The organism is Roseovarius sp. JB2-10 (genome assembly GCF_055693585.1).
Genome location: NZ_CM146337.1, coordinates 367103 through 387111, shown reverse-complemented (window position 1 = coordinate 387111; position 20009 = coordinate 367103). Strand labels below are relative to the sequence as shown.

18 protein-coding genes and 1 pseudogene are annotated in these 20009 nt (G+C 58.0%); 11 read left to right on the top strand and 8 right to left on the bottom strand.

Features of this window, described 5'->3' with window-relative positions; all coding sequences use genetic code 11:
• Positions 1-2: 2 nt before the first annotated feature.
• The 3 genes from ACZ1HJ_RS01875 to ACZ1HJ_RS01865 all read right to left on the bottom strand — a co-directional run bounded on the left by ACZ1HJ_RS01875 (position 3) and on the right by ACZ1HJ_RS01865 (position 3335).
• Positions 3-1133, bottom strand: a complete 1131-nt coding sequence (locus tag ACZ1HJ_RS01875) for a murein hydrolase activator EnvC family protein (protein ID WP_472720673.1) — start codon at positions 1131-1133, stop codon at positions 3-5.
• On the bottom strand, positions 1130-2647 hold the full coding sequence (gpmI, locus tag ACZ1HJ_RS01870) for a 2,3-bisphosphoglycerate-independent phosphoglycerate mutase (RefSeq protein ID WP_472720672.1): 1518 nt from the start codon (positions 2645-2647) through the stop codon (positions 1130-1132). The genes ACZ1HJ_RS01875 and gpmI overlap by 4 nt, the downstream gene beginning before the upstream one ends.
• Positions 2648-2846: 199 nt before the next feature.
• The gene (locus ACZ1HJ_RS01865) at positions 2847-3335 is read right to left on the bottom strand and encodes a redoxin family protein (RefSeq protein WP_472720671.1); all 489 of its coding nucleotides are present in this window, start codon (positions 3333-3335) and stop codon (positions 2847-2849) included.
• A 93-nt stretch (positions 3336-3428) separates the two neighbouring features.
• Here ACZ1HJ_RS01865 and ACZ1HJ_RS01860 point away from each other — a divergent pair.
• The 3 genes and pseudogenes from ACZ1HJ_RS01860 (at position 3429) to ACZ1HJ_RS01850 (ending at position 5710) form a co-directional block, all read left to right on the top strand.
• Positions 3429-4639 (top strand): annotated as a pseudogene (locus ACZ1HJ_RS01860) (NAD(P)/FAD-dependent oxidoreductase).
• Positions 4636-5196 (top strand): 16S rRNA (guanine(966)-N(2))-methyltransferase RsmD, encoded by a 561-nt coding sequence (gene rsmD / locus ACZ1HJ_RS01855; RefSeq protein WP_472720670.1) that lies wholly within the window; start codon positions 4636-4638, stop codon positions 5194-5196. Before ACZ1HJ_RS01860 ends, rsmD begins: the two are co-directional and overlap by 4 nt.
• 67 nt (positions 5197-5263) lie before the next feature.
• Complete coding sequence (locus tag ACZ1HJ_RS01850; protein ID WP_472720669.1) at positions 5264-5710, top strand: hypothetical protein; 447 nt, start codon at positions 5264-5266, stop codon at positions 5708-5710.
• A gap of 75 nt (positions 5711-5785) precedes the next feature.
• Here ACZ1HJ_RS01850 and ACZ1HJ_RS01845 read toward each other — a convergent pair whose 3' ends face one another.
• Positions 5786-7003 (bottom strand): FAD-dependent monooxygenase, encoded by a 1218-nt coding sequence (locus ACZ1HJ_RS01845; protein WP_472720668.1) that lies wholly within the window; start codon positions 7001-7003, stop codon positions 5786-5788.
• Between the two features lie 90 nt (positions 7004-7093).
• Between ACZ1HJ_RS01845 and ACZ1HJ_RS01840 the strand changes: the two genes are divergently transcribed.
• From ACZ1HJ_RS01840 to ACZ1HJ_RS01825, 4 genes are all read left to right on the top strand, one after another.
• Positions 7094-8422, top strand: coding sequence for an amidase (locus ACZ1HJ_RS01840; RefSeq protein ID WP_472722133.1), 1329 nt, complete (start codon positions 7094-7096; stop codon positions 8420-8422).
• A 187-nt stretch (positions 8423-8609) separates the two neighbouring features.
• Positions 8610-9788: an aminotransferase class I/II-fold pyridoxal phosphate-dependent enzyme gene (locus ACZ1HJ_RS01835; protein ID WP_472720667.1), complete on the top strand. Its 1179-nt coding sequence runs from the start codon at positions 8610-8612 to the stop codon at positions 9786-9788.
• An 18-nt stretch (positions 9789-9806) separates the two neighbouring features.
• Positions 9807-12656, top strand: a complete 2850-nt coding sequence (locus tag ACZ1HJ_RS01830; RefSeq protein WP_472720666.1) for a DNA translocase FtsK — start codon at positions 9807-9809, stop codon at positions 12654-12656.
• A 183-nt stretch (positions 12657-12839) separates the two neighbouring features.
• Positions 12840-13445, top strand: coding sequence for a LolA family protein (locus tag ACZ1HJ_RS01825; protein WP_472720665.1), 606 nt, complete (start codon positions 12840-12842; stop codon positions 13443-13445).
• Between the two features lie 58 nt (positions 13446-13503).
• On the opposite strand, the gene ACZ1HJ_RS01820 is transcribed toward ACZ1HJ_RS01825, so the two are convergent.
• A complete protein-coding gene (locus ACZ1HJ_RS01820) occupies positions 13504-14097 on the bottom strand; it encodes a transglycosylase SLT domain-containing protein (protein WP_472720664.1) in 594 nt (197 codons plus the stop codon).
• Positions 14098-14352: 255 nt separating this feature from the next.
• Between ACZ1HJ_RS01820 and hspQ the strand changes: the two genes are divergently transcribed.
• Positions 14353-14679 carry a heat shock protein HspQ gene (hspQ, locus tag ACZ1HJ_RS01815; protein ID WP_347533057.1) on the top strand — a complete coding sequence of 109 codons (327 nt, stop codon included), beginning with the start codon at positions 14353-14355 and terminating at the stop codon, positions 14677-14679.
• Between the two features lie 47 nt (positions 14680-14726).
• Here hspQ and ACZ1HJ_RS01810 read toward each other — a convergent pair whose 3' ends face one another.
• From ACZ1HJ_RS01810 to ACZ1HJ_RS01800, 3 genes are all read right to left on the bottom strand, one after another.
• Positions 14727-16304 (bottom strand): gamma-glutamyltransferase family protein, encoded by a 1578-nt coding sequence (locus ACZ1HJ_RS01810; protein ID WP_472720663.1) that lies wholly within the window; start codon positions 16302-16304, stop codon positions 14727-14729.
• 232 nt (positions 16305-16536) lie between these two features.
• The gene (locus tag ACZ1HJ_RS01805) at positions 16537-16977 is read right to left on the bottom strand and encodes an ATP-binding protein (protein ID WP_472720662.1); all 441 of its coding nucleotides are present in this window, start codon (positions 16975-16977) and stop codon (positions 16537-16539) included.
• Between the two features lie 37 nt (positions 16978-17014).
• Complete coding sequence (locus tag ACZ1HJ_RS01800; protein WP_472720661.1) at positions 17015-17350, bottom strand: STAS domain-containing protein; 336 nt, start codon at positions 17348-17350, stop codon at positions 17015-17017.
• A gap of 96 nt (positions 17351-17446) precedes the next feature.
• Between ACZ1HJ_RS01800 and ACZ1HJ_RS01795 the strand changes: the two genes are divergently transcribed.
• The 3 genes from ACZ1HJ_RS01795 to ACZ1HJ_RS01785 all read left to right on the top strand — a co-directional run bounded on the left by ACZ1HJ_RS01795 (position 17447) and on the right by ACZ1HJ_RS01785 (position 20005).
• A complete protein-coding gene (locus ACZ1HJ_RS01795) occupies positions 17447-18619 on the top strand; it encodes an acetyl-CoA C-acyltransferase (RefSeq protein WP_472720660.1) in 1173 nt (390 codons plus the stop codon).
• A gap of 51 nt (positions 18620-18670) precedes the next feature.
• The gene (locus ACZ1HJ_RS01790; protein WP_472722132.1) at positions 18671-19123 is read left to right on the top strand and encodes a GAF domain-containing protein; all 453 of its coding nucleotides are present in this window, start codon (positions 18671-18673) and stop codon (positions 19121-19123) included.
• A gap of 309 nt (positions 19124-19432) precedes the next feature.
• Positions 19433-20005, top strand: a complete 573-nt coding sequence (locus ACZ1HJ_RS01785; RefSeq protein WP_472720659.1) for a helix-turn-helix domain-containing protein — start codon at positions 19433-19435, stop codon at positions 20003-20005.
• Positions 20006-20009: the final 4 nt, after the last annotated feature.

Genomic DNA, 20009 nt, shown 5'->3' with positions numbered 1-20009 from the left:
CGTCATCCTTCGTCAATCTTGAACCACAGTGCCGGGTCCACGGCGGAATTATCTTGTCTCACCTCTATATAGAGGGTTTCGGTCTGACCGGTAGCCGTTTCCTGCCCGTCACGTGGCAATAATGCGCCGGGATCAGGATCAATTCCGCCCATCAATCCCACGGGGCTGCCACCGGGAAGCACCTGTCCTATCTGACCATAGACCACGTCGAGCCCCGCAAGCACCAGCAGAATTCCCGCCTGAGGTTCGAGAATGATAACATTTCCGTAATCAAGCAAAGGCCCGCTATAGCGCAATGTCGCGGCCGTGGGTGTTGTCACAAGCGCGCGGGGGCGTGTGGCCAGCACAATTCCAGGGCGGGAAATACCTGCTGCATCAGCCTCGCCCGCCTGACGCAGAACCCGGCCCGGGACGGGCAGTGTCAGCGCGCCCTTGCGGTCTGTGATGTCGGGCAGGCTGCCTGGCGCTTCACCGACTGCGATTTGGCTGAGGCCGCTGGCAAAGCCTTCGAGCGTTTCCGTAGAGGCGATCAGCAACGCGGTCTTCACCGGGTCTTCGGTGAAGCGTTGCGGCAGGTCCGTCCGATCAGAAATAGCCTGTGACAGGGCAGTGCGCGCGTCCTGTGCGCCATCGAGCCCGTTTTGCAGTGTATCGGCGGCGCTTTGTTGCAAGGCGCGCAACACACTGACCTCCTGCACTTTGTCGCGTAATTCAGCCACACGCACATTCAATGCGGGCGTCACCTCGGCCAGGATCATGCCGGATCGGGCGGTGCCGACGGGCCCCGAAGGATGCAAGAGCAGGACCGGTGACGGCGCGCTGCCCATGGATTGCAAGACGCCCAGTAGCCGCGATATCTCATCTTCGCGCGCCCGCAAATCCCGGGTCAGGACTTCTTCCCGGATTGCAGCGCGGCGCAGACCTTCGCGCATCGCCTCCAACCCGCTTTCAAAGGCCTGAATGGTTTCGGTCAGCGCCTTCACCCTGTTGCGCGCGCCCTCTGCTTCGTCCAGACGAATGGCCGCCTCTGCGAGTTGTGCAGCGGCGCTGCGGGCAGCATCTGCTGCAAAATCTTCTTGGGCAAAGGCGGTGCCTGCCAGAAAAATTGCTGCGATCCCTGGCCAAATCCTCATGTGATCAGGCTCTTACCGGTCATTTCGGGAGGCAATGGCAGGCCCATCAAGTGCAAAACAGTTGGGGCCAAATCTGCCAGACGGCCGGGCCTCAACGCGGCGCCATCCGGCCCACCCGTCAGGATGACAGGTACCGGGTTAAGCGTATGCGCGGTGTGCGGTTTGCCGGTATCCGGATCGACCATAACTTCGCAATTGCCATGGTCCGCCGTCAAAATCATCGACCCGCCCGCTTTTTCCAGCGCTTTGACAACGCGGCTCAATCCCTGATCCACCGCAGCACATGCCGCCATTGCCGCTTTCAGATCACCGGTATGGCCCACCATATCCGGATTGGCGTAGTTGACGATGATCAGGTCATATGCCGCCTCGATCGCACCAACGACATTGTCGGTCACTTCTGCGGCCGACATTTCGGGTTGTTCGTCATAAGTCGGGACATCCGGAGACGGGGCAACGTCGCGGTCTTCGCCCGGCTCTGGCGTCTCCTTTCCGCCGTTCAGGAAGAATGTGACATGGGGGTACTTCTCGGTCTCGGCGGTATGATATTGGCGTTTGCCTTTTTTGCCGACCCATTCAGACAGGGTGTTTTCGGGCCTCTCGTCAGGGAAGATGCAATCCATATAGGTCGCATGACGGCGCGAATATTCGGTGAAGCCGCTGACAATCGCAAAATTGGGTCGTGGACCGGTTTCGAAATGTTTGAAATCCGGATCAGCAAAGCTGGCCAGAATTTCACGGGCTCGATCCGCGCGGAAGTTGAGACATAAAATACCGTCGCCGTCTTTCATTCCGGCATAATCGCCGAGAACGCGGGGCTTGATAAACTCGTCCGTACGGCCCTTGCCATAGGCGTTTTCGATCGCATCGGCGGCTGTCTTGGCGGTGTATCCTTCACCATTTGCCAGCGCTTCATAGGCCAGTTTGACCCTGTCCCACCGGTTGTCGCGGTCCATCGCGTAATAACGCCCGCTGACCGTGGCGATAAAAGCTTCCGGCGGCAGTGCATCGCGCAGCTCTTCCAGATAGGTTTTGGCAGATACCTGTGCGACGTCGCGGCCATCCGTGAAGGCGTGGATTGCCACAGGCAGGCCATGATCGGTGAGGGCACGCGCGGCGGCGATCATGTGTTCGATATGCGAATGCACGCCACCATCAGAGAGAACACCCAATAGATGTGCGGTGCCGCCTGAAGCTTTAAGGCGCCCGGCGAAATGCTGGATGCCTGGCAGATTGGCAAAGCTTCCGGTGCGAATGGCCTGATCGATCCGGCGCAAATCCATCTCGACCACGCGACCGGCACCGATGTTCATATGGCCGACCTCCGAGTTACCCATTTGGTCCTCCGGCAATCCCACATCAGGGCCATGGGTAATCAAGGTGCTGCTTGGGCAGGTTTCCATCAGGCGATCAAAGGTGGGAGTGTCTGCCAACACTGGTGCATTGGCCTCCGTCCGTTCGGAGAGGCCCCAGCCATCAAGAATACACAAGACGACGGGTTTCGGTGTGGTCATAACTGCTCCTGCCTGTTGCGCGCCTTCTAGCGCCTTCAGCGGTCAGGGAAAACAGCGTTTGCGATAACAAACGGGCGATTTGCGAAATTGCCGGGTGACGTGTTGCATCGCAGGCCCGGATCGGGCGGATTTCAACGTCCAGCTGGAAGAGATGCGAAAGTGCCGGGCGCAGGAAAAAATACGCGCCCGGCTTGAATGTTCAGATGGCGTCCAGCATAGCTTCACCGCCGGAAACGTCGCACACACCGGGGTTTTCTTCGGCCTGCAGAACGCTGACAACACCGTCTTCCACCAGCATCGCGTAGCGTTTGGAACGAGACAGCAGGCCGGCGGGCGGTGCGTCAAAATCCATGCCGATGGCCTTGGTAAAGGACGCATCCGCATCGCCCAGCATTGTGATGCCTGCATCGGTCGCGCCCGTGGCCTCGCCCCATGATTTCATCACAAACGGATCGTTGACGCTGACGCAGATCAATTCGTCCACGCCCTTGCCAGCCAGATCGTCCTTGGTGCGGATAAAACTCGGCACATGCGCGGAATGGCATGTGGGTGTGTAGGCGCCGGGCACCGCAAAGATGATCACCTTGCGGCCTGCGGTCTTTTCGGCCAGCGAAACCGCCTCGGGGCCTTCTGCGCCCATTTGCATCAGGGTGGCTTCGGGAAGTTTGTCGCCCGTGGAAATACTCATGGTCGCATCCTGTCTATCAATTGCGTTTCTCGTGAGTGTAGATATAGGCCGTGAACGTAGGCAAGGCCACGGATGAATCAGGGAGAAAGCGGAATGACGCGGGTTGTTGTGGTTGGCGCGGGGCAGGCCGGGTCGTCGCTGGTGGCAAAATTACGCAATAGTGGATTTGACGGGGCGGTCACTTTGATCGGTGAAGAACCTGTCCCACCTTACCAGCGCCCGCCTTTGTCGAAGAAATACCTGTTGGGCGAAATGGAGTTGGAACGGCTCTATCTCAGACCCGAGAGTTTTTATGGCGAAAACGATATCGATCTGCGCCTGAGCCAGAATGTGACAGGGATTGATCGCGCGGCGCAGGAAGTTGCCGTGGGTGAAGCGCGCATTCCCTACGATCATCTGGTGCTGACCACCGGTTCCACGCCCCGGCGCCTGCCCGCCGCGATTGGGGGGAGCTGGAGGGCGTGTTTGTTGTACGTGACCTCAAGGATGTCGACACAATGGCCCCGGGGTTTGGCGCGGGCAAACGGGTTTTGATTGTCGGTGGTGGATATATCGGTCTGGAGGCTGCGGCGGTGGCGGCCAGCAAGGGTTTGAATGTCACGCTGGTTGAGATGGCTGACCGCATTTTGCAGCGTGTTGCGGCCAAGGAAACATCGGATTTCTTTCGCAACTTGCATCAGGGCCATGGCGTGGCGATCCGCGAGGGCGTCGGACTTGAACGGCTGGTGGGCGAAGGCCACGTCACTGGCGCGCGGCTGAGTGATGGCTCCGAGCTGAGCGCCGATTTTGTGATCGTCGGTGTGGGCATCATGCCCGCCACAGACCTGGCCGAAGCAGCCGGGCTTGAGATCGACAACGGGATCAAGGTGAATGCGCTTGGCCAGACCAGCGATCCGGCGATCTGGGCCGCGGGCGATTGCGCGTCCTTTCCGCACGCTGGCGGACGGGCGCGCCTCGAAAGTGTGCCCAACGCCATCGACATGGCGGAATGTGTAGCGGAAAACATCATGGGTGCGGGCAAGATCTATGTGCCACAACCGTGGTTCTGGTCGGACCAATATGACGTGAAACTGCAAATCGCGGGCCTGAACACCGGATATGATCGGATCGTTACACGCCCTGGCGACGGGCCGACAAATGCGTCCTTCTGGTACTTCAAGGGGGATCAGCTGCTGGCGGTCGACGCGATGAATGAGCCACGCGCCTATATGGTTGGCAAACGCCTGATCGATGGCGGCAAAACGGCTGATCCGGACATCGTGGCCGATCCGGAAGCCGATCTGAAGCAGTTGATGCGCGCGTGAGGATCATTGGCGGCACCCATAGAGGTCGCGCGCTGGCATCGGTGGGCAAGGGCGACGCCGCAGCGCATTTGCGCCCCACAACGGACCGTGTGCGTGAAAGCCTCTTTAACGTGTTGGCCGGTGGCTATGGTGATCCTGTTAGTGGCGCGCGCGTGTTGGATATCTTTGCGGGCACGGGTGCCTTGGGCCTTGAGGCGTTGTCGCGCGGGGCGGCGTTTGTGAGTTTTGTCGAGGATGGTCGCAAGGCGCAGAAAATCCTCGCGGACAATATCAGCCTGTTGCGTGCGTCGGATCAGACGAATGTCATTCGCCGGGATGCAAGACGTCTGGGCGACAACCCTGACCCAGCCTTTGATCTTGTTTTCCTCGATCCACCTTACGGCAAGTCACTGGGTGAAGCCGCGATGAAGGCGGCACTATCCAGTGGCTGGATCGCGCCGGGTGCGCTGATTGTCTGGGAGGAAAACACCGATATCGACGTGCCAGAAGCGCTGCACCTCATTGAGACGCGAAAATACGGCGGTTCCATAATTTCGTTCCTTGAGAACAAAACCTGAATATTATTCACTCAGTTTTAATCAAGTTCTGTTTTTGTTCTCACTGTCACCAGGACGGAGAATAAAAATGTTCCATACACGCAATATCGCTGATGAGTTGGCCGGAATTCGGTCTGAGATTAACGCGCTTAAAGTTCGCGAGCAGATGTTGCGTGATGTTGTATTGAGTGATCCTGACAGCCATGCCGGGCAGCACCATGAGGTTGTGGTCAAAAAGCAGAAGCGTCGTGTTCTGCTGCGTGACAGGCTGCCCGCACATATCCTGAACAACCCTGCCTATTGGGAAGAGCGCGAGGTGCCTCAGGTCACGGTGCAGGAGCGTCCGAAATCAGACATCGTTGATCTGTCCCTGCGCCGGATTTTCACATCAAGCCCCGTGGATGAGCGCTATCAGGCGCCGGACCGTGCCGTGCGCCCCGGTGATCCCGTCGCGGCCCGCCCCGCCGCACCCGTTTTGCGGTTGGTTGCGCCGGACGCAGAAGAAAACGATGTGCTGGAGAAATTCGCGGGCTGATACAGAAGCCGTTCCAACGGCTTTAGAAACAGAAGACTGTTTGTGTGCGGTGCAGAAAACCTGTCGAGCAGAAGGTCAACCGCGCATCAAATTCGGGAGGTCGCCAGTTAAACCGGCGGCCTCCCGAATGAATTTCCGCCGAAGAGATGGCATCGCGTTGATGGCCCCCATGCCCAGGTCGCGACCCAAACGGAGGAGCGGGTTATCATTTGAAAACAATCTATTCGTCAGGTCGGTCGCCATCGCAAGTGTTGCGGTATCAAAGCGCCGCCATTGCTGGTAGCGCGCCAATACATCAGGCGCACCGATGTCTTCACCACGTCGGGTGGCTTCATCCAGCACATGCGCCAGCGCGCCCACATCACGCAGTCCGGCGTTCAGACCCTGCCCCGCGATCGGGTGTACACCATGCGCCGCGTCCCCGATCAGTGCCAAGCGTTCAGCCACGAGCGTATTCGCAACAGTGAGACCGAGCGGGTAGGTGTACCGTTTCCCTCGCAGCTGGATATCCCCCAGAAAGTCGCCAAATCGCGGGCGCAGAACCTGCATGAAATCTGCATCCGAAAGGGCCGCGAATTCTGCTGCGGTCTCTACGGATTCGCTCCAGACGATCGAACTTACATTTCCCGGAAGGGGCAAAATAGCCAGCGGACCGGGGGGCATAAAGAACTGATGCGCGATGCCATGGTGCGGCAATTCGTGCTCGATGGCGCACACCAATGCGGTTTGTCCGTAACCCCAACCGGTTCGGGAAATCCCTGCGCGTTCGGCGGTTCCGGAGCCACGGCCATCCGATCCCACCAGCAACCGGCCCGAGAGCGTCGTGCCTGAGGCCAGCGTGATGCGCGCGCCCGCGGGGTCTGTTTCCTGCGCAACAACCGTTTCGCCAGAGAGGTGTGTAATGCCAGGGGTCGCTGCCATTACCTCCAGAAACGCCCGACGCAAAAAACGATCTTCGATCATGTGGCCCATTGGGCCTTCTTCGATTTCGGCGTGATCGAAATGCATGAAGAAAGGGGATGCACCCTGACCGGCGCGCCCGTCCGTGACTTTGATTTCGAGCATCGGCTGAGATTTCTCGTCGATGCCTTGCCAGACGTTAATGGCGCGCAAAAGCCGTACCGATGCCAGTGCAAGCGCATAACTCCGGCCATCAAAGCCCGCGTTTTTTCGCACTTTTTCCGCAAGGGCATCGATGATCGTCACACTGTGGCCAGCCTGTGCCAGAGCAATAGCGAGCGCAGGCCCGTTCAACCCGCCCCCCACGATCAATATGTCAGCATCATGTGTCATCAGGTTACATATGGCGGCTTACTCGGGATTGTCCATGCGCCGGACTGCCGCTACCGTCGGGTTTTCGGAAGACAGATGATGGGGGCTGCAATGCAGGAATGGGTGTGGATGAGTGCCAGCGATCTGGGGCGCGGCATTGGCTCGGGTGAAATTGACCCTGTTGAATTGACGGAAACATATCTTGCGGCAATCGAAGCACATGATGCGTCGGATCGCATTTATTCGGTGGTGACCCATGATCGCGCACGTGCCGAAGCGGCTGCTGCGGCGGAACGGGCAAAGTCCGGCCAACGTTTAAGCCTTCTCGACGGTGTTCCAATCAGTTGGAAGGATTTGTTTGACACGGCCGGGACCGAAACATGTTCTGGTTCTGCGTTGCTGGCGGGGCGCGTACCGACCCAGGATGCACGCGTTCTGCGCGCGGCCATGGCCGCAGGGCTGGTCTGTCTGGGAAAGACACATATGAGCGAGTTTGCGTTTTCGGGCCTCGGGTTGAACCCGATGACTGCGACGCCGCCCAATGTGAACGATGCAGGCGCTGTGCCGGGCGGGTCCTCTTCGGGTGCGGCAGCTTCGGTGGCCTTTGGATTGGCGGCGTGCGGGATAGGGTCCGACACGGGCGGCTCGGTTCGCATACCCGCGGCATGGAATGATCTTGTCGGCCTGAAGACGACATCTGGCCGGGTGTCTCTGGAGGGTGTGTTGCCGCTTTGCGAACGGTTCGATACGGTCGGGCCTTTGTCGCGCAGTGTGGAAGACTGTGCGCTGACGCTGGCCGTGATGGAAGGCAAAGCGCCTGCGGACCTGCGCGGCGCTTCGATGCAAGGCATGCGGTTGGCAGCCCTGCAAACGTCCGCAATGGAGGACGTGCGTGATGCACCCTTAGCGGCCTACACAAGTGCGGTCGAGCGATTGCAGGCCGCCGGTGCCCATGTTGAGAAGATCGACGCGCCGGAAATCGCAGAGGCGATGCCATTATCCGGACTGCTTTTCACGGCGGAGGCCTATGGCACCTGGGCGGAGGTCATCGAAGCGCACCCGGACAAAATGTTCGCGCCCATTCTGGAGAGGTTCCGCTCGGGTCAGGATTTCAAGGCCGCTGACTACGTGGCCGCATGGCAAAAGCTGGACCGTTTGCGTGCGGATTGGCACAAAAGGGTCGCAGGGTATGATGCCGTAATACTTCCCTCAGCGCCCACATTGCCGCCCAATGTTGAGCGTTTGATGACGGATAATGCGTATTATCTGGAAGAAAATCTGATGGCGCTGCGCAACACACGCGTTGGCAATTTGATGGGGCTGTGCGCGATCACGTTGCCGACAGGTGTCCCAAGCTGCGGCATCATGCTGTGTGGTAAACCTTTCGGTGAAGAACGATTGTTGCGGCTGGCCAGCGCGGCAGAGCAGGCCCTGAACTGACCTGGCGGGAATTTCCCCGGCGCATTGGCCTTTAAAACAAGGGGCTGGGCTGGTGTTGGGCTTAGGGTTGCCAAAAATGCCACAATTTACCCCCAAGGCATTGGTTTTGCTGGACCTCTGAGCCTCTGGTAGGGTAGATTCATATCAAACGGGGCGATCATGATCCCGAACCTTGAGGCAGATTTGTATGTTTCCCGAGCGGTTTTCGAACCTACCGGCCTATGCGTTTCCGCGTCTGCGGACCCTTCTGGACGCCCATGCGCCTGGCGGTGATCCTATTCATATGACCATCGGGGAACCGGGGCATGATTTTCCGCGCTGGATCGTTGATATTATTGCACAAAATGCGGATGGATTTGGAAATTATCCGGTCAATGAGGGCGCGCCGGGATTGCGTCGCGCGATCTGTGATTGGGTCGGACGTCGCTACGGCGTGACGTTGGACCCCGATGCGCATGTCATGGCGCTTAATGGCACCCGCGAAGGCCTCTACAATGCGATGATGGCGCTCTGCCCGGAAACCAAGGATGGACGCCAGCCCAAAGTCTTGGTGCCGAACCCGTTTTACCAAGTTTACATGGTTGCCGCGCTGAGCGTCGGCGCCGAACCAGTTTTTCTGAATGCCACACGCGACACCGGCTATCTGCCTGATTTTGCGTCACTATCGCCCGATGTTCTTAATCAGGTCTCAGTCGCTTTTTTGTGTTCGCCCAGCAACCCTCAAGGTGCTGTGGCGGATCGGAGCTACTGGACGTCGCTGATCAAATTGGCAGAGACATACGATTTCAAGATTTTTGCCGATGAATGCTATTCGGAAATTTACCGCGACACCCCACCCGTAGGTGCGCTGGAAGTTGCGCATGAAATGGGGGCTGACCCTGAACGTCTGGTGGCCTTTCATTCCTTGTCGAAGCGATCAAACATGCCTGGTCTGCGCAGCGGGTTCATTGCAAGCGGGTCGGAAACCATAAAACGTGTGCGCCAAATGCGGAACTATGCCGGTAGTCCGCTGCCGATGCCGTTGCAACATGCGGCGGAAAAGGTTTGGGACGATGAAGCGCATGTGGTGGAAAACCGCGCGCTCTATGCCGCGAAATATGCCCGGGCCGATGAAATCATGGATGGTGTTCCAGGATTTTTCAGCCCCGAGGCGGGATTTTTCCTCTGGCTGCCGGTCGAAAACGGCGAAGAGGCGACGATGAAATTGTGGTTGGAGACAGGCGTGCGGGTATTGCCCGGCGCGTATCTGAGTCGCGACGCCGGGGGCACAAACCCCGGCACAGGATATATCCGGGCCGCGATGGTGGCCCCAATAGAAGAGATGGCGCAGGGCCTCACCCGGCTTCGCGACTGTCTATATGGTTGAGTGAAAACGAGGGAAGACATGGCATATCAGGCACGGGGACGCGATCCGCTGTTGGACAGCAACATGGCCGAAGCGATTGAAAAACGCGGCAAGGAATTGCTGGGGCTGGTGCTGCTTGCACTTGGCGCAATGGCGGCGGCGTTGATCGTTTCCTACAGTCCGGACGACCCGAGTTGGATGTCCGCCACGGATGCGCCGGTTGAAAACTGGCTGGGTCCGATTGGTGCGTCGATAGCCGCCCCTCTCTTCATGATCGTGGGCTGGGGCGCCTGGGGTCTGGCCATTGTTTTAGGCGTTTGGGGCGCCCGGTTTGCATTGCATATGGGGCAGGAACGCGCCATCGGACGGCTGATTTTTGCGCCGATCTGGGTGGCGGTTCTGGCACTCTATGCGTCTTCCCTGACGCCGGGTGCGGAATGGAATGCAACGCATAACTTTGGGCTGGGCGGCCTTTTTGGGGACACGGTTCTGGGGACGGTACTTGGGATTTTGCCCTTCAGCGCCAGCCTGAGCCTCAAGGTTTTGTCGCTGCTTTTGGGTGCGGCAATGGTGGTGCTGGGTGCCTTTGTCCTGGGCTTTACAAAATTTGAAATACTGCGCGTTGCGCGGTTCCTTCTGGTGGGGGTCATCATGACCTATGCCAGCATTATGATGCTCTTGGGCAAAAGTGCAGCAGGTGCGGGCAAGACCGCCCGCGTGATGCAGGAACGTCTGGCGGATCGCCGCGCGCGTCGCGCAGAAGAGGCCGCTGAATACGAAGCCGAAGAAATGGCACGGCGCCGCGTTCACGAACCTGTGGTGATGCGCACGGCGCCACCTCTTGAGCTTGATGCTGGCGAAGCACCTGTGGAAAAATCCGGCGGGCTACTATCGCGGATGCCTTCGCTCATTCGCCGTTCGGATCCGATGCCGGAACCTGAATTGGTCCGCGCCGATTATGACGGCGACGCGGATGCCCCCGGGGATGAGCGCATCAGTGCAAAAATTGCGGATGTCATCCGGTCGCGCGTGCGTCAGAACCCAGCCGTACAAGTTGAGTCCGTCGCGCCATTGACCAAGGGGCGTGGCCGCGGGCCTGATCCCTTGATCCTCGATACCGGCCCGCGGGCCGAGCCGCCGTTGACGGCATCGCATATGGACATGCACAACTTGACCATGCCCGAGGCCCCGGCGGATGACGACGCGTTTGAGACGGATATGGAGACCTATTCCGCGGTTGACGCGCCGCGCATTCCTGTGGCCGAGCCCCGCAAGGTTGTGCAGCATCCACCACGCAAAACAGTTCAGCCGTCAACCCGGGCGATGGCAGAAGCGCAGCCAAAACTGCAGTTCGAGGAAAAGCAGCGTGTGCAGTATGAATTGCCGCCGTTGAGCCTTTTGTCGAACCCTGTGAACATTCAACGCCACCATTTGAGCGATGAAGCACTGGAAGAAAACGCCCGGATGCTCGAAGCGGTCTTGGATGACTACGGCGTCAAGGGTGAAATCGTCAGCGTGCGTCCGGGCCCCGTGGTCACGATGTACGAACTGGAGCCCGCACCAGGCCTCAAGGCCAGCCGGGTGATTGGTCTGGCGGACGATATCGCGCGGTCGATGTCGGCCCTTTCCGCCCGGGTCAGCACCGTGCCGGGCCGTAGTGTCATCGGCATCGAGCTTCCCAATGAGAACCGCGAGATGGTGGGTTTCCGCGAAATTCTGTCGAGCCGTGATTACGGTGACGGCAACCAGAAACTGCCGCTTGCGCTAGGCAAGGATATCGGTGGAGATCCGATTGTGGCCAACCTTGCGAAGATGCCTCACCTGTTGATTGCGGGGACCACCGGCTCGGGTAAATCCGTGGCGATCAATACCATGATCCTGAGCTTGCTCTACAAGCTGACGCCGGATGAATGCCGGTTGATCATGATCGACCCCAAGATGCTGGAACTGAGTGTCTATGACGGTATTCCGCATCTTCTGAGCCCGGTTGTAACGGATCCGAAGAAAGCGGTTGTGGCGCTCAAATGGGTCGTGGCCGAGATGGAAGACCGCTATCGCAAGATGTCAAAAATGGGCGTACGGAACATCGATGGCTACAACGGTCGCGTGGCCGAGGCGCTTTCGAAGAACGAAATGTTCAGCCGCACGGTTCAAACCGGCTTCGACGATGAGACCGGCGAACCGGTTTTTGAGACCGAAGAATTCGCGCCGGAAAAGATGCCCTATATCGTGGTCATCGTCGATGAAATGGCAGACCTGATGATGGTGGCGGGCAAGGAGATCGAGGCCTGTATCCAGCGTCTGGCGCAGATGGCGCGAGCCAGCGGTATCCACCTGATCATGGCGACGCAGCGCCCGTCGGTTGATGTGATCACCGGCACGATCAAGGCCAACTTCCCCACGCGGATCAGCTTCCAGGTGACGTCAAAAATCGACAGCCGTACGATCTTGGGCGAGATGGGCGCCGAGCAGCTTCTGGGCATGGGCGACATGCTCTACATGGCCGGCGGTGGCAAGATCACGCGCTGCCATGGACCCTTCGTCAGTGATGAAGAGGTCGAAGAGGTGGTTAACAATCTCAAGGCCTACGGGCCGCCGGAATATGTCAACAGCGTGCTCAGCGGGCCAAGCGAAGAGAAGGCCGACAGCATTGACGCGGTGCTTGGCCTGAACACGGGCGGCAACACCGATGGCGAAGATGCGCTCTATGATACGGCTGTTGCGATTGCCATCAAAGATCGCAAATGCAGCACGTCCTACATCCAGCGCAAACTGGCGATCGGCTACAACAAAGCCGCGCGGCTGGTTGAACAGATGGAGGATGAGGGCATCGTAAGCGCGGCAAACCACGTTGGCAAACGTGAAATACTGGTGCCGGAACAGGCCTGATCCGATCAACCGACGGGCCCCGGCTGGCGGCGTATTGACGCCGGTTGGACCTTGTTGGGATCAAAATTGCTTGAAGCGCCGTGTTTCCCCGTTGATACGCGAAAAAACGCGTCTGATATCGCATAACAGACGCACAAACCCTACATCGTGGGGTGCAAGACGCATGAATGGAGTTGGTGGCTTATGAATATCGCGCGTACCCTGACGGCTGGTTTGATCACTGTTTTGATGGCGGCACCCGCCGCAGCTGAAAAGCTGTCCCTGCCGGTGATTTCCCAATATCTGAACGCTATGAAATCCGCGACAGGTGAATTCACCCAGATCAATGATGACGGGACTATCAGCACCGGGCAGATTTTCATCAAACGGCCGGGGCGTGTGCGGTTTGAATACAATCCGCCGGATCGCACATTGGTGGTCTCGGACGGCGTGCATGTGGGGATTGCCGATGCCAAATCCAATCAAAAGGCGGAGGCCTATCCGCTCCGGCGCACACCGCTCAGCATCATTCTGGCGCGCAACGTTGATTTAAGTCGCGCGCGTATGGTGGTGGGGCATACCAGTGATGACAAAACTACAACCGTGAAGGCGCAGGACCCGGATCATCCGGAATATGGCAGCATCGAGCTGGTGTTCACCGGAAGCCCAGTGGAATTGCGTCAATGGGTCATTAACGACAATGGCGGGTCACGGACCACGGTTGTGTTGGGTGAGCTGACCAAAGGCGGGCAGTTCAAGGACGAAATTTTCGCCCTGCCCAAAGGCGCAGTTGTGCGTCAGGATAAGTAATCTGCTTTGGTCAAATTGGGGGTCACATCAATGACCCCCTTTTAAATTTGTTTCGCGGTCAGGCTCTGCCACATTGCGCCAGTTGGGCGCCGTAGCGTTGGGACCTTTGGCTGACCTCGTTGGAAATCCTGAGCAGCCAGGGTTTGCTATTGTAGCTGCCGCGTGAAAATCCTGTGCGCCCCTCGTGATAGGCCAGATATTGGTTGCGCGTGTCGTTCAGTGAAATCCCGAGCCTCTGGTTGGATTTGGACATGTACCAGCCCATGAAATCCGCGGAATCGTGGATATTGTCACGCCGTGCGCCAAAACTGCGGGTTTCGCGTTTATATTCGTCCCACGTGCCATCCAGTGCCTGAGAATAGCCGTAGGCGGAGCTCTGGCGTCCCATCGGGATCACACCCACCGACCAACGATAGGGCGTTCGGGCGTCGGCCACAAATTTGCTTTCCTGATATATGGTCGCCATCTGGGCATGTACGGGCACGCCCCAACGTCGTTCAGACGCGCGAAACGCCCGCAAGAATTCTGGCCGGTCGTTTACGATTGCGCAGGCGTTATCCAAATTTCGGGGTGCCGGACCACGATCACCACCGCCACTGCCGCACGAAGCCAACAGCGCTACCGCCAATAATGCGCGAAGAGTTCTGCTCATCTGCCTCTCGCTATGTTTATTTTTTCTGAAAGTTTAGCGGAAAATACACCCCGTGGGAATTGCAAAGTGCAGTAATCTGCACGGGAATCTGCAATTTCAGATTGTATTTTTGCAACCCCGCTGACGGTGATGGCGGGATTTCGCGCAGCCAACTGTCTAGGTCTGGTTCACAGACTGTTTCCGTTCTAAACGGCAGCTATTGTTGGACAAACTGCGCAAAAAAACGGTAAGGTCCGTGCCAAGGGCTGGTGTGTAATGTTAAAAACGCGTGCAAAATATCATCTCGGGCAAGTTGTCCGCCATCGGAAACATCCGTTTCGCGGTGTCGTTTTCGACGTAGATCCAGAATTTTCCAACACTGAAGAATGGTACTCGTCGATCCCGGAGGAAAGCCGTCCGGTAAAGGATCAGCCATTTTATCACCTCTTGGCGGAAAATGAGCAGAGCTATTATGTCGCCTATGTCAGTGAGCAGAACCTGATCGCGGATTATTCCGGCGAACCGGTTGAGCATCCTGATATCCCGGACATGTTCGGTCCATTCGAGGACGGGCAATACCCTCTGCATTTCCAACTGAATTGATGCAATGACTGGTTAGTTGCGCAAGCAATTCTGCGCCATGCGTCGGGTCAGTAGCCCAATGCACAGCCGTCTTTGCGTGCGTCACTTGCTCCTTCCAGAATGCCATCCTGGCGGATCACAATCGCCTGGGCGCCGCCGATGGGGCCATCGGAAACCACAATCTTATGCCCGATTTCGGATAGTTCGGCACAGGCCTTTTCGGAATAACCACGCTCCATTTTCAATTCTCCGGCATCCGCAAAACACCGGGGGGCGTCAATCGCGCTTTGCGCATCCATGCCAAAGTCAATCATATTGCTGAGCATGCGTGCATGCCCGCAGGACTGATATTGCCCGCCCATCACACCGAATGGCATCGCGACCCGCCCGTTTTCACGTACTATCCCGGGAATGATGGTATGCATTGGGCGCCGACCTGCCGCCAATTCATTGGGGTGGCCGGGCGTCAAATTGAAGCCCGCACCCCGGTTTTGAAAGAGAATTCCATATTTTTCCGACGCGATGCCCGAACCGAACCCATGGAAAATGGAACAGATCAGCGAAACGGCCATCTGATCGCGGTCAACGACAGTGATGTAGACGGTATCCCGATGCACGGATTCGGTCAGTTTGTGAACAGCATCAGACGCGGATTTGGGATCGATCAAAGCTGCCAGTTTGGCTGCCGTGTCTGTCGAGAGCATATGCTCCAATCGGGCGGTTTCATCAGGGTCCGCAATGATCCGATTGCGGGCGTCATATGCCAGTTTGGTGACTTCAGCTTCGATATGCGCGCGTTGACTGCCCATCGGGTCCAGCTCAGCAATGTCGAAAAGCGCCAACATATTCAGCATCAAGATGGCTGTCGCCCCCTGGCCGTTCGGTGGATGCTCAACCAGTTCTAGGCCCTTATACACGCCCGATACCGGCACAGTATCATGCCCGCAGACGCAGGCGAGATCCTCGGTGGTGTGACAACCGCCTGCGGCGCGCAAAGTATCGATCATGTCGGCGGCAACATCGCCGGTGTAAAATCCGTCACGCCCATCTTTTGCGATCCGCCGCAGCACCTCTGCCTGTCCGGGGCTGCGGAAAATCTGACCGGTTTTGAGTGGTGTTCCATTTGGCATGTAGTGTCGAAGCCCGTGACCTTGCAGATTTTGGCTGGCGGTTTGCCAGTCATGCGCCACACGCGGTGCGACAGGAACGCCAACATCGGCGTAGTGGATGGCAGGCGCCAACACCGCATCCAGACCCAAGGCACCATGCTTCCGATTTAACTGGCAAAAGGCATCAATTGCACCGGGGAGGGTAACGGCATCTGCGCTGTTGATGGGTATGGATGTGTGACCTTTTGCACGCAGCGCGTCCGCGCTTGCAGCTGCAGGGGCACGTCCAGAACCGTTGAAGGCCAGGACGTCCTGACTGCTAGCGGGGGAAAACAAGGCAAAACAATCGCCGCCGATGCCTGTCATTTGCGGCTCGCAGATACCCAGAAGCACCGCACCAGCAATGGCAGCGTCCATGGCATTGCCGCCGCGCTCGAGGATGTCGATGGCGGTGCGCGCCGCAAGGGGATGGGATGTGGCGCACATGCCATTCGACGCAAAAACGGACGAACGGCCGGGCATGTGAAAATCGCGCATAACGGAGCCTCATGTCTGCAGTTTTGCAGACACTAGAGCCGGGAGCCGGGATTGCCAATTGTCAGGAAAGAGAAGCCTCGACGACGCGCACTGGGTGGGGGCTGTAAACACGCGTCGCCGAGGGAAGCCATATGCAGCTACAGGTACGGTTATGTTGGTGCAGTTGGGCCTGATTGAGATGGGAATGGGGCAATATTGAGACAACTGAAATAGGGGGTATCACCCAAAAAAATCAAGGGTTTGCGAAGACCAAAGTCAGGCGATTTTCTTCGTCGACACGCGTGTAGCTGAGAGATTTCGTCAAGGTGTGCATCAGGAACCAACCGAATCCCCCTTCCGGTAACTCAGCAAGTTCTACATTTGCTTTTGGCAATTCGCCCGCGGGCAGTTCAAGCCCGGGCAGCGCATGCCCGCGATCACGCAGGTTGAACGTAATCCCATCCTTGCCGATATCTGCCACGATATCGACCGGTCCGGGGCGTTCATTTGCATAAGCGTGTTCGACAATGTTGTTGAGCGCCTCGGCCATGGCGATTTCGACCGTCGCGCAGAGATCGGGATCGACGCCATTTTCACTGAGCTCCCCGCGCAAACGGGCCAATGCTGTTCGAACCGACGCCTCGGTGCCGATCATGGAAATGCTAAACCCGTGTTGCAGTGCCCTGTACTTCACAGCGGTTCCTAGACTGTTTTCCCTGCTAAGCCTCAGCTTAACTGGCGCGTGGCAGGGCTTCATCGACGTCAGGATGAATTTTAAAAACCGTGTCCATACGTGTCAGCCGGAACACTTTTGAGACGTCCGGCGTCAAAGCTGCAAGATCGAGTTTTCGGGTTGCGCCCATTTGTTTCATCGATGCGACAATGGCGCCAAGGCCACTTGAATCGACAAATGCAACCTGGCCCAGATCAAGCACAACGTGATCGGGACCATCCTCAGTTGCGGCGCGCATGGCGTCCTTGAACTGGATAGCAACCGAAGCATCGATACGCTGAGCGTTAACTGTGATGACTTTAGTGGTGCCGTGAGTGGTACTTTGAAAGTCCATGGTGACCTCATCCGCTACGTAGTAATACCATTCAGGCTAGACCCCAATTCTTACCATTCGGTATTCAGGGCCAGAAAAAATCAGGAGGATGTCGCGATGAAGGATGTTGTTATTGCGGGTGCAGCCCGCACACCTATGGGCGGCTTTCAGGGGGATTTCGACGGCGTGGAAGCGTCTGTTCTGGGTGGCGCGGCTATTCGCGCGGCACTGGCCGATGCGCGGGCTGAGACCGTGGATGAACTTCTGATGGGCTGCGTGCTGCCCGCAGGTCAGGGTCAGGCGCCCGCACGCCAGGCCGGGTTTGCAGGCGGGTTGGGGGAGGATGTGCCCGCCACAACCCTCAACAAGATGTGCGGTTCGGGCATGAAGGCTGCGATGATGGGTTTTGACCAGATTGCTCTGGACCATGCCAACACTATGATCGCAGGCGGCATGGAGAGCATGTCAAACGCGCCCTATATGCTGCCCAAGATGCGTGGCGGCGCCCGGATCGGCCACGCGCAAGTGCAAGATCACATGTTCCTCGATGGGTTGGAGGATGCCTATGACAAAGGCCGCCTGATGGGCACCTTTGCCGAAGATTGTGCCGAGAAGTTCCAGTTCACCCGCGAAGCACAGGATGCCTATGCCATCGGATCATTGGAAGGCGCATTGGCTGCTCAGGCAAGCGGTGCGTTCGAGGGCGAGATTGCGCCCGTGACGATTGCCACGCGAATGGGCGACATCGTGATCTCGGCCGATGAACAACCGGCCAAGGCGCGACCCGAAAAAATCCCACAGTTGAAACCCGCCTTTCGCAAGGACGGCACTGTTACGGCGGCCAATGCCAGTTCGATCTCGGATGGAGCAGCGGCCCTTGTGTTGGCCTCATCCGATGCGGCCGAAGCGAAGGGTTTGAATGTGCGTGCGCGGATTTTGGGGCACGCATCCCATGCGCAAGCGCCGGGCTGGTTCACGACGGCACCCGTTCCAGCGGCGCAAAAGCTATTGAAATCAATCGGCTGGACCAAGGATGATGTGGATCTGTGGGAGGTGAACGAAGCCTTTGCGGTTGTCCCCATGGCCTTCATGCATGAAATGGGCCTGGCGCGTGACAAGGTCAATGTGAATGGCGGCGCCTGCGCGCTGGGCCATCCCATTGGAGCGTCCGGCGCGCGGATCATGGTGACCCTTCTCAACGCGCTGGAAAAACGTGGGCTGAAACGGGGTGTTGCGGCCATTTGCATTGGCGGTGGCGAAGGCACGGCCATTGCTATTGAACGGGTCTGAACCGGATTTTTGGGATGGTTCGTGTCCAAGCGATATGACAAAACTGGCGCCATGATGATCGACTATGACCATATCGCCAAGACCATTGCTGCCCTGACCGAAGGCGAAGACGATGTGGTCGCTCTGATGGCCACGATTGTGTGTGAGTTGCACCACGCCGATGACCGTTTTGATTGGACCGGGTTTTATCGCGTGGTCGCACCGGAGCTGTTGAAGATCGGACCCTATCAAGGGGGGCACGGCTGCCTGGTTATTCCATTTTCACGCGGTGTTTGCGGTGCTGCGGCACTTACAGGTGAAACGCAACTGGTCGATGACGTTGACGCGTTTCCGGGTCATATCGCTTGCGCCAGTTCGACCCGCTCTGAAATTGTGCTGCCGGTCTGGGACAAGGCGGGCACTTTGCTGGGCGTTCTGGACATCGACAGTGATCAACCAAGCGCCTTCACGCAAACAGATGCGGATCAACTACGCGGCATCCTGGACGCAGTTTTTGCGCGCTGAAAACCGGTTTCGCCCCGAGGAAATAGGCCCCCGGGGCGATGGGCGACGTCTCCCGACGGGGGCGTCCGTGAGTGGTATTTCGCGCTCGTTCGGTGATTTTTGGCCCGCTGCCAAGTTAGGAAAACCTTACCTTTTGCGGGTTTCTGCGGAGTAACGCGGCGTCACGAAGCGGTTTCCCAGCCGGATTGTTACAAAAAACATTCTGCATGACGGTCAGATTTCGCGGTGAATCGTGAAAAACCGCTTTGAAATTTCACCGATTCGGGGCATCGTGAAAAACCGAAGGTAATTTTCACCAAGGACGCCCCCATGCACCAATCCGACATTGCCGCATCGCGCACCCTGGGTGCAGATTTGCGGGCATTGCGCAAAACGCGTGGCGTGACCCTGAGTGACCTTGCCGAACAGTTGGGCAGGTCCGTGGGATGGCTCAGCCAGGTGGAGCGCGACAAGTCCGAACCTTCGATCAGCGACCTGAGGGCGATTGCCGCCAGGCTAGATGTACCGATTTCGCTTCTCTTCGGGCATTCGGCCAGCCCCGCCTCGGAGGCGGGCTATGTCGTGCGCAAGGGCGCGCGGCGCCAGTTGGGCACACGTCCCGGTGGCTTGGTTGAGGAACTTCTGTCGCCCGACCTGACCGACGATTTTGAAATGGTGCATTCCACCTTTGCCCCGCATAGCCGCGCGGGTGAGATCATCCAGCGTCCGACACAGGAAGTCGGTTTTCTGATCTCGGGCAAACTGGATCTGGTGATCGATGGCGCCGTCTTCACGATCCACCCCGGTGATAGTTTCCGCATCCGCGGCGAGCCGCATGAATGGGTCAACCCGTATAATGAACCTGCCGTTGCGATCTGGGTGATCGCCCCGCCGGTGTATTGATGCC

What these genes read in the sequence shown, in the direction of transcription:
- ACZ1HJ_RS01875 (WP_472720673.1), bottom strand. Translation starts at nt 1,133, where the DNA reads ATGAGGATTTGGCCAGGGATCGCAGCAATTTTTCTGGCAGGCACCGCC.
- gpmI (WP_472720672.1), bottom strand. Translation starts at nt 2,647, where the DNA reads ATGACCACACCGAAACCCGTCGTCTTGTGTATTCTTGATGGCTGGGGC.
- ACZ1HJ_RS01865 (WP_472720671.1), bottom strand. Translation starts at nt 3,335, where the DNA reads ATGAGTATTTCCACGGGCGACAAACTTCCCGAAGCCACCCTGATGCAA.
- ACZ1HJ_RS01850 (WP_472720669.1), top strand. Translation starts at nt 5,264, where the DNA reads ATGTTCCATACACGCAATATCGCTGATGAGTTGGCCGGAATTCGGTCT.
- ACZ1HJ_RS01845 (WP_472720668.1), bottom strand. Translation starts at nt 7,003, where the DNA reads ATGACACATGATGCTGACATATTGATCGTGGGGGGCGGGTTGAACGGG.
- ACZ1HJ_RS01840 (WP_472722133.1), top strand. Translation starts at nt 7,094, where the DNA reads ATGCAGGAATGGGTGTGGATGAGTGCCAGCGATCTGGGGCGCGGCATT.
- ACZ1HJ_RS01835 (WP_472720667.1), top strand. Translation starts at nt 8,610, where the DNA reads ATGTTTCCCGAGCGGTTTTCGAACCTACCGGCCTATGCGTTTCCGCGT.
- ACZ1HJ_RS01830 (WP_472720666.1), top strand. Translation starts at nt 9,807, where the DNA reads ATGGCATATCAGGCACGGGGACGCGATCCGCTGTTGGACAGCAACATG.
- ACZ1HJ_RS01825 (WP_472720665.1), top strand. Translation starts at nt 12,840, where the DNA reads ATGAATATCGCGCGTACCCTGACGGCTGGTTTGATCACTGTTTTGATG.
- ACZ1HJ_RS01820 (WP_472720664.1), bottom strand. Translation starts at nt 14,097, where the DNA reads ATGAGCAGAACTCTTCGCGCATTATTGGCGGTAGCGCTGTTGGCTTCG.
- hspQ (WP_347533057.1), top strand. Translation starts at nt 14,353, where the DNA reads ATGTTAAAAACGCGTGCAAAATATCATCTCGGGCAAGTTGTCCGCCAT.
- ACZ1HJ_RS01810 (WP_472720663.1), bottom strand. Translation starts at nt 16,304, where the DNA reads ATGCGCGATTTTCACATGCCCGGCCGTTCGTCCGTTTTTGCGTCGAAT.
- ACZ1HJ_RS01800 (WP_472720661.1), bottom strand. Translation starts at nt 17,350, where the DNA reads ATGGACTTTCAAAGTACCACTCACGGCACCACTAAAGTCATCACAGTT.
- ACZ1HJ_RS01795 (WP_472720660.1), top strand. Translation starts at nt 17,447, where the DNA reads ATGAAGGATGTTGTTATTGCGGGTGCAGCCCGCACACCTATGGGCGGC.
- ACZ1HJ_RS01790 (WP_472722132.1), top strand. Translation starts at nt 18,671, where the DNA reads ATGATGATCGACTATGACCATATCGCCAAGACCATTGCTGCCCTGACC.
- ACZ1HJ_RS01785 (WP_472720659.1), top strand. Translation starts at nt 19,433, where the DNA reads ATGCACCAATCCGACATTGCCGCATCGCGCACCCTGGGTGCAGATTTG.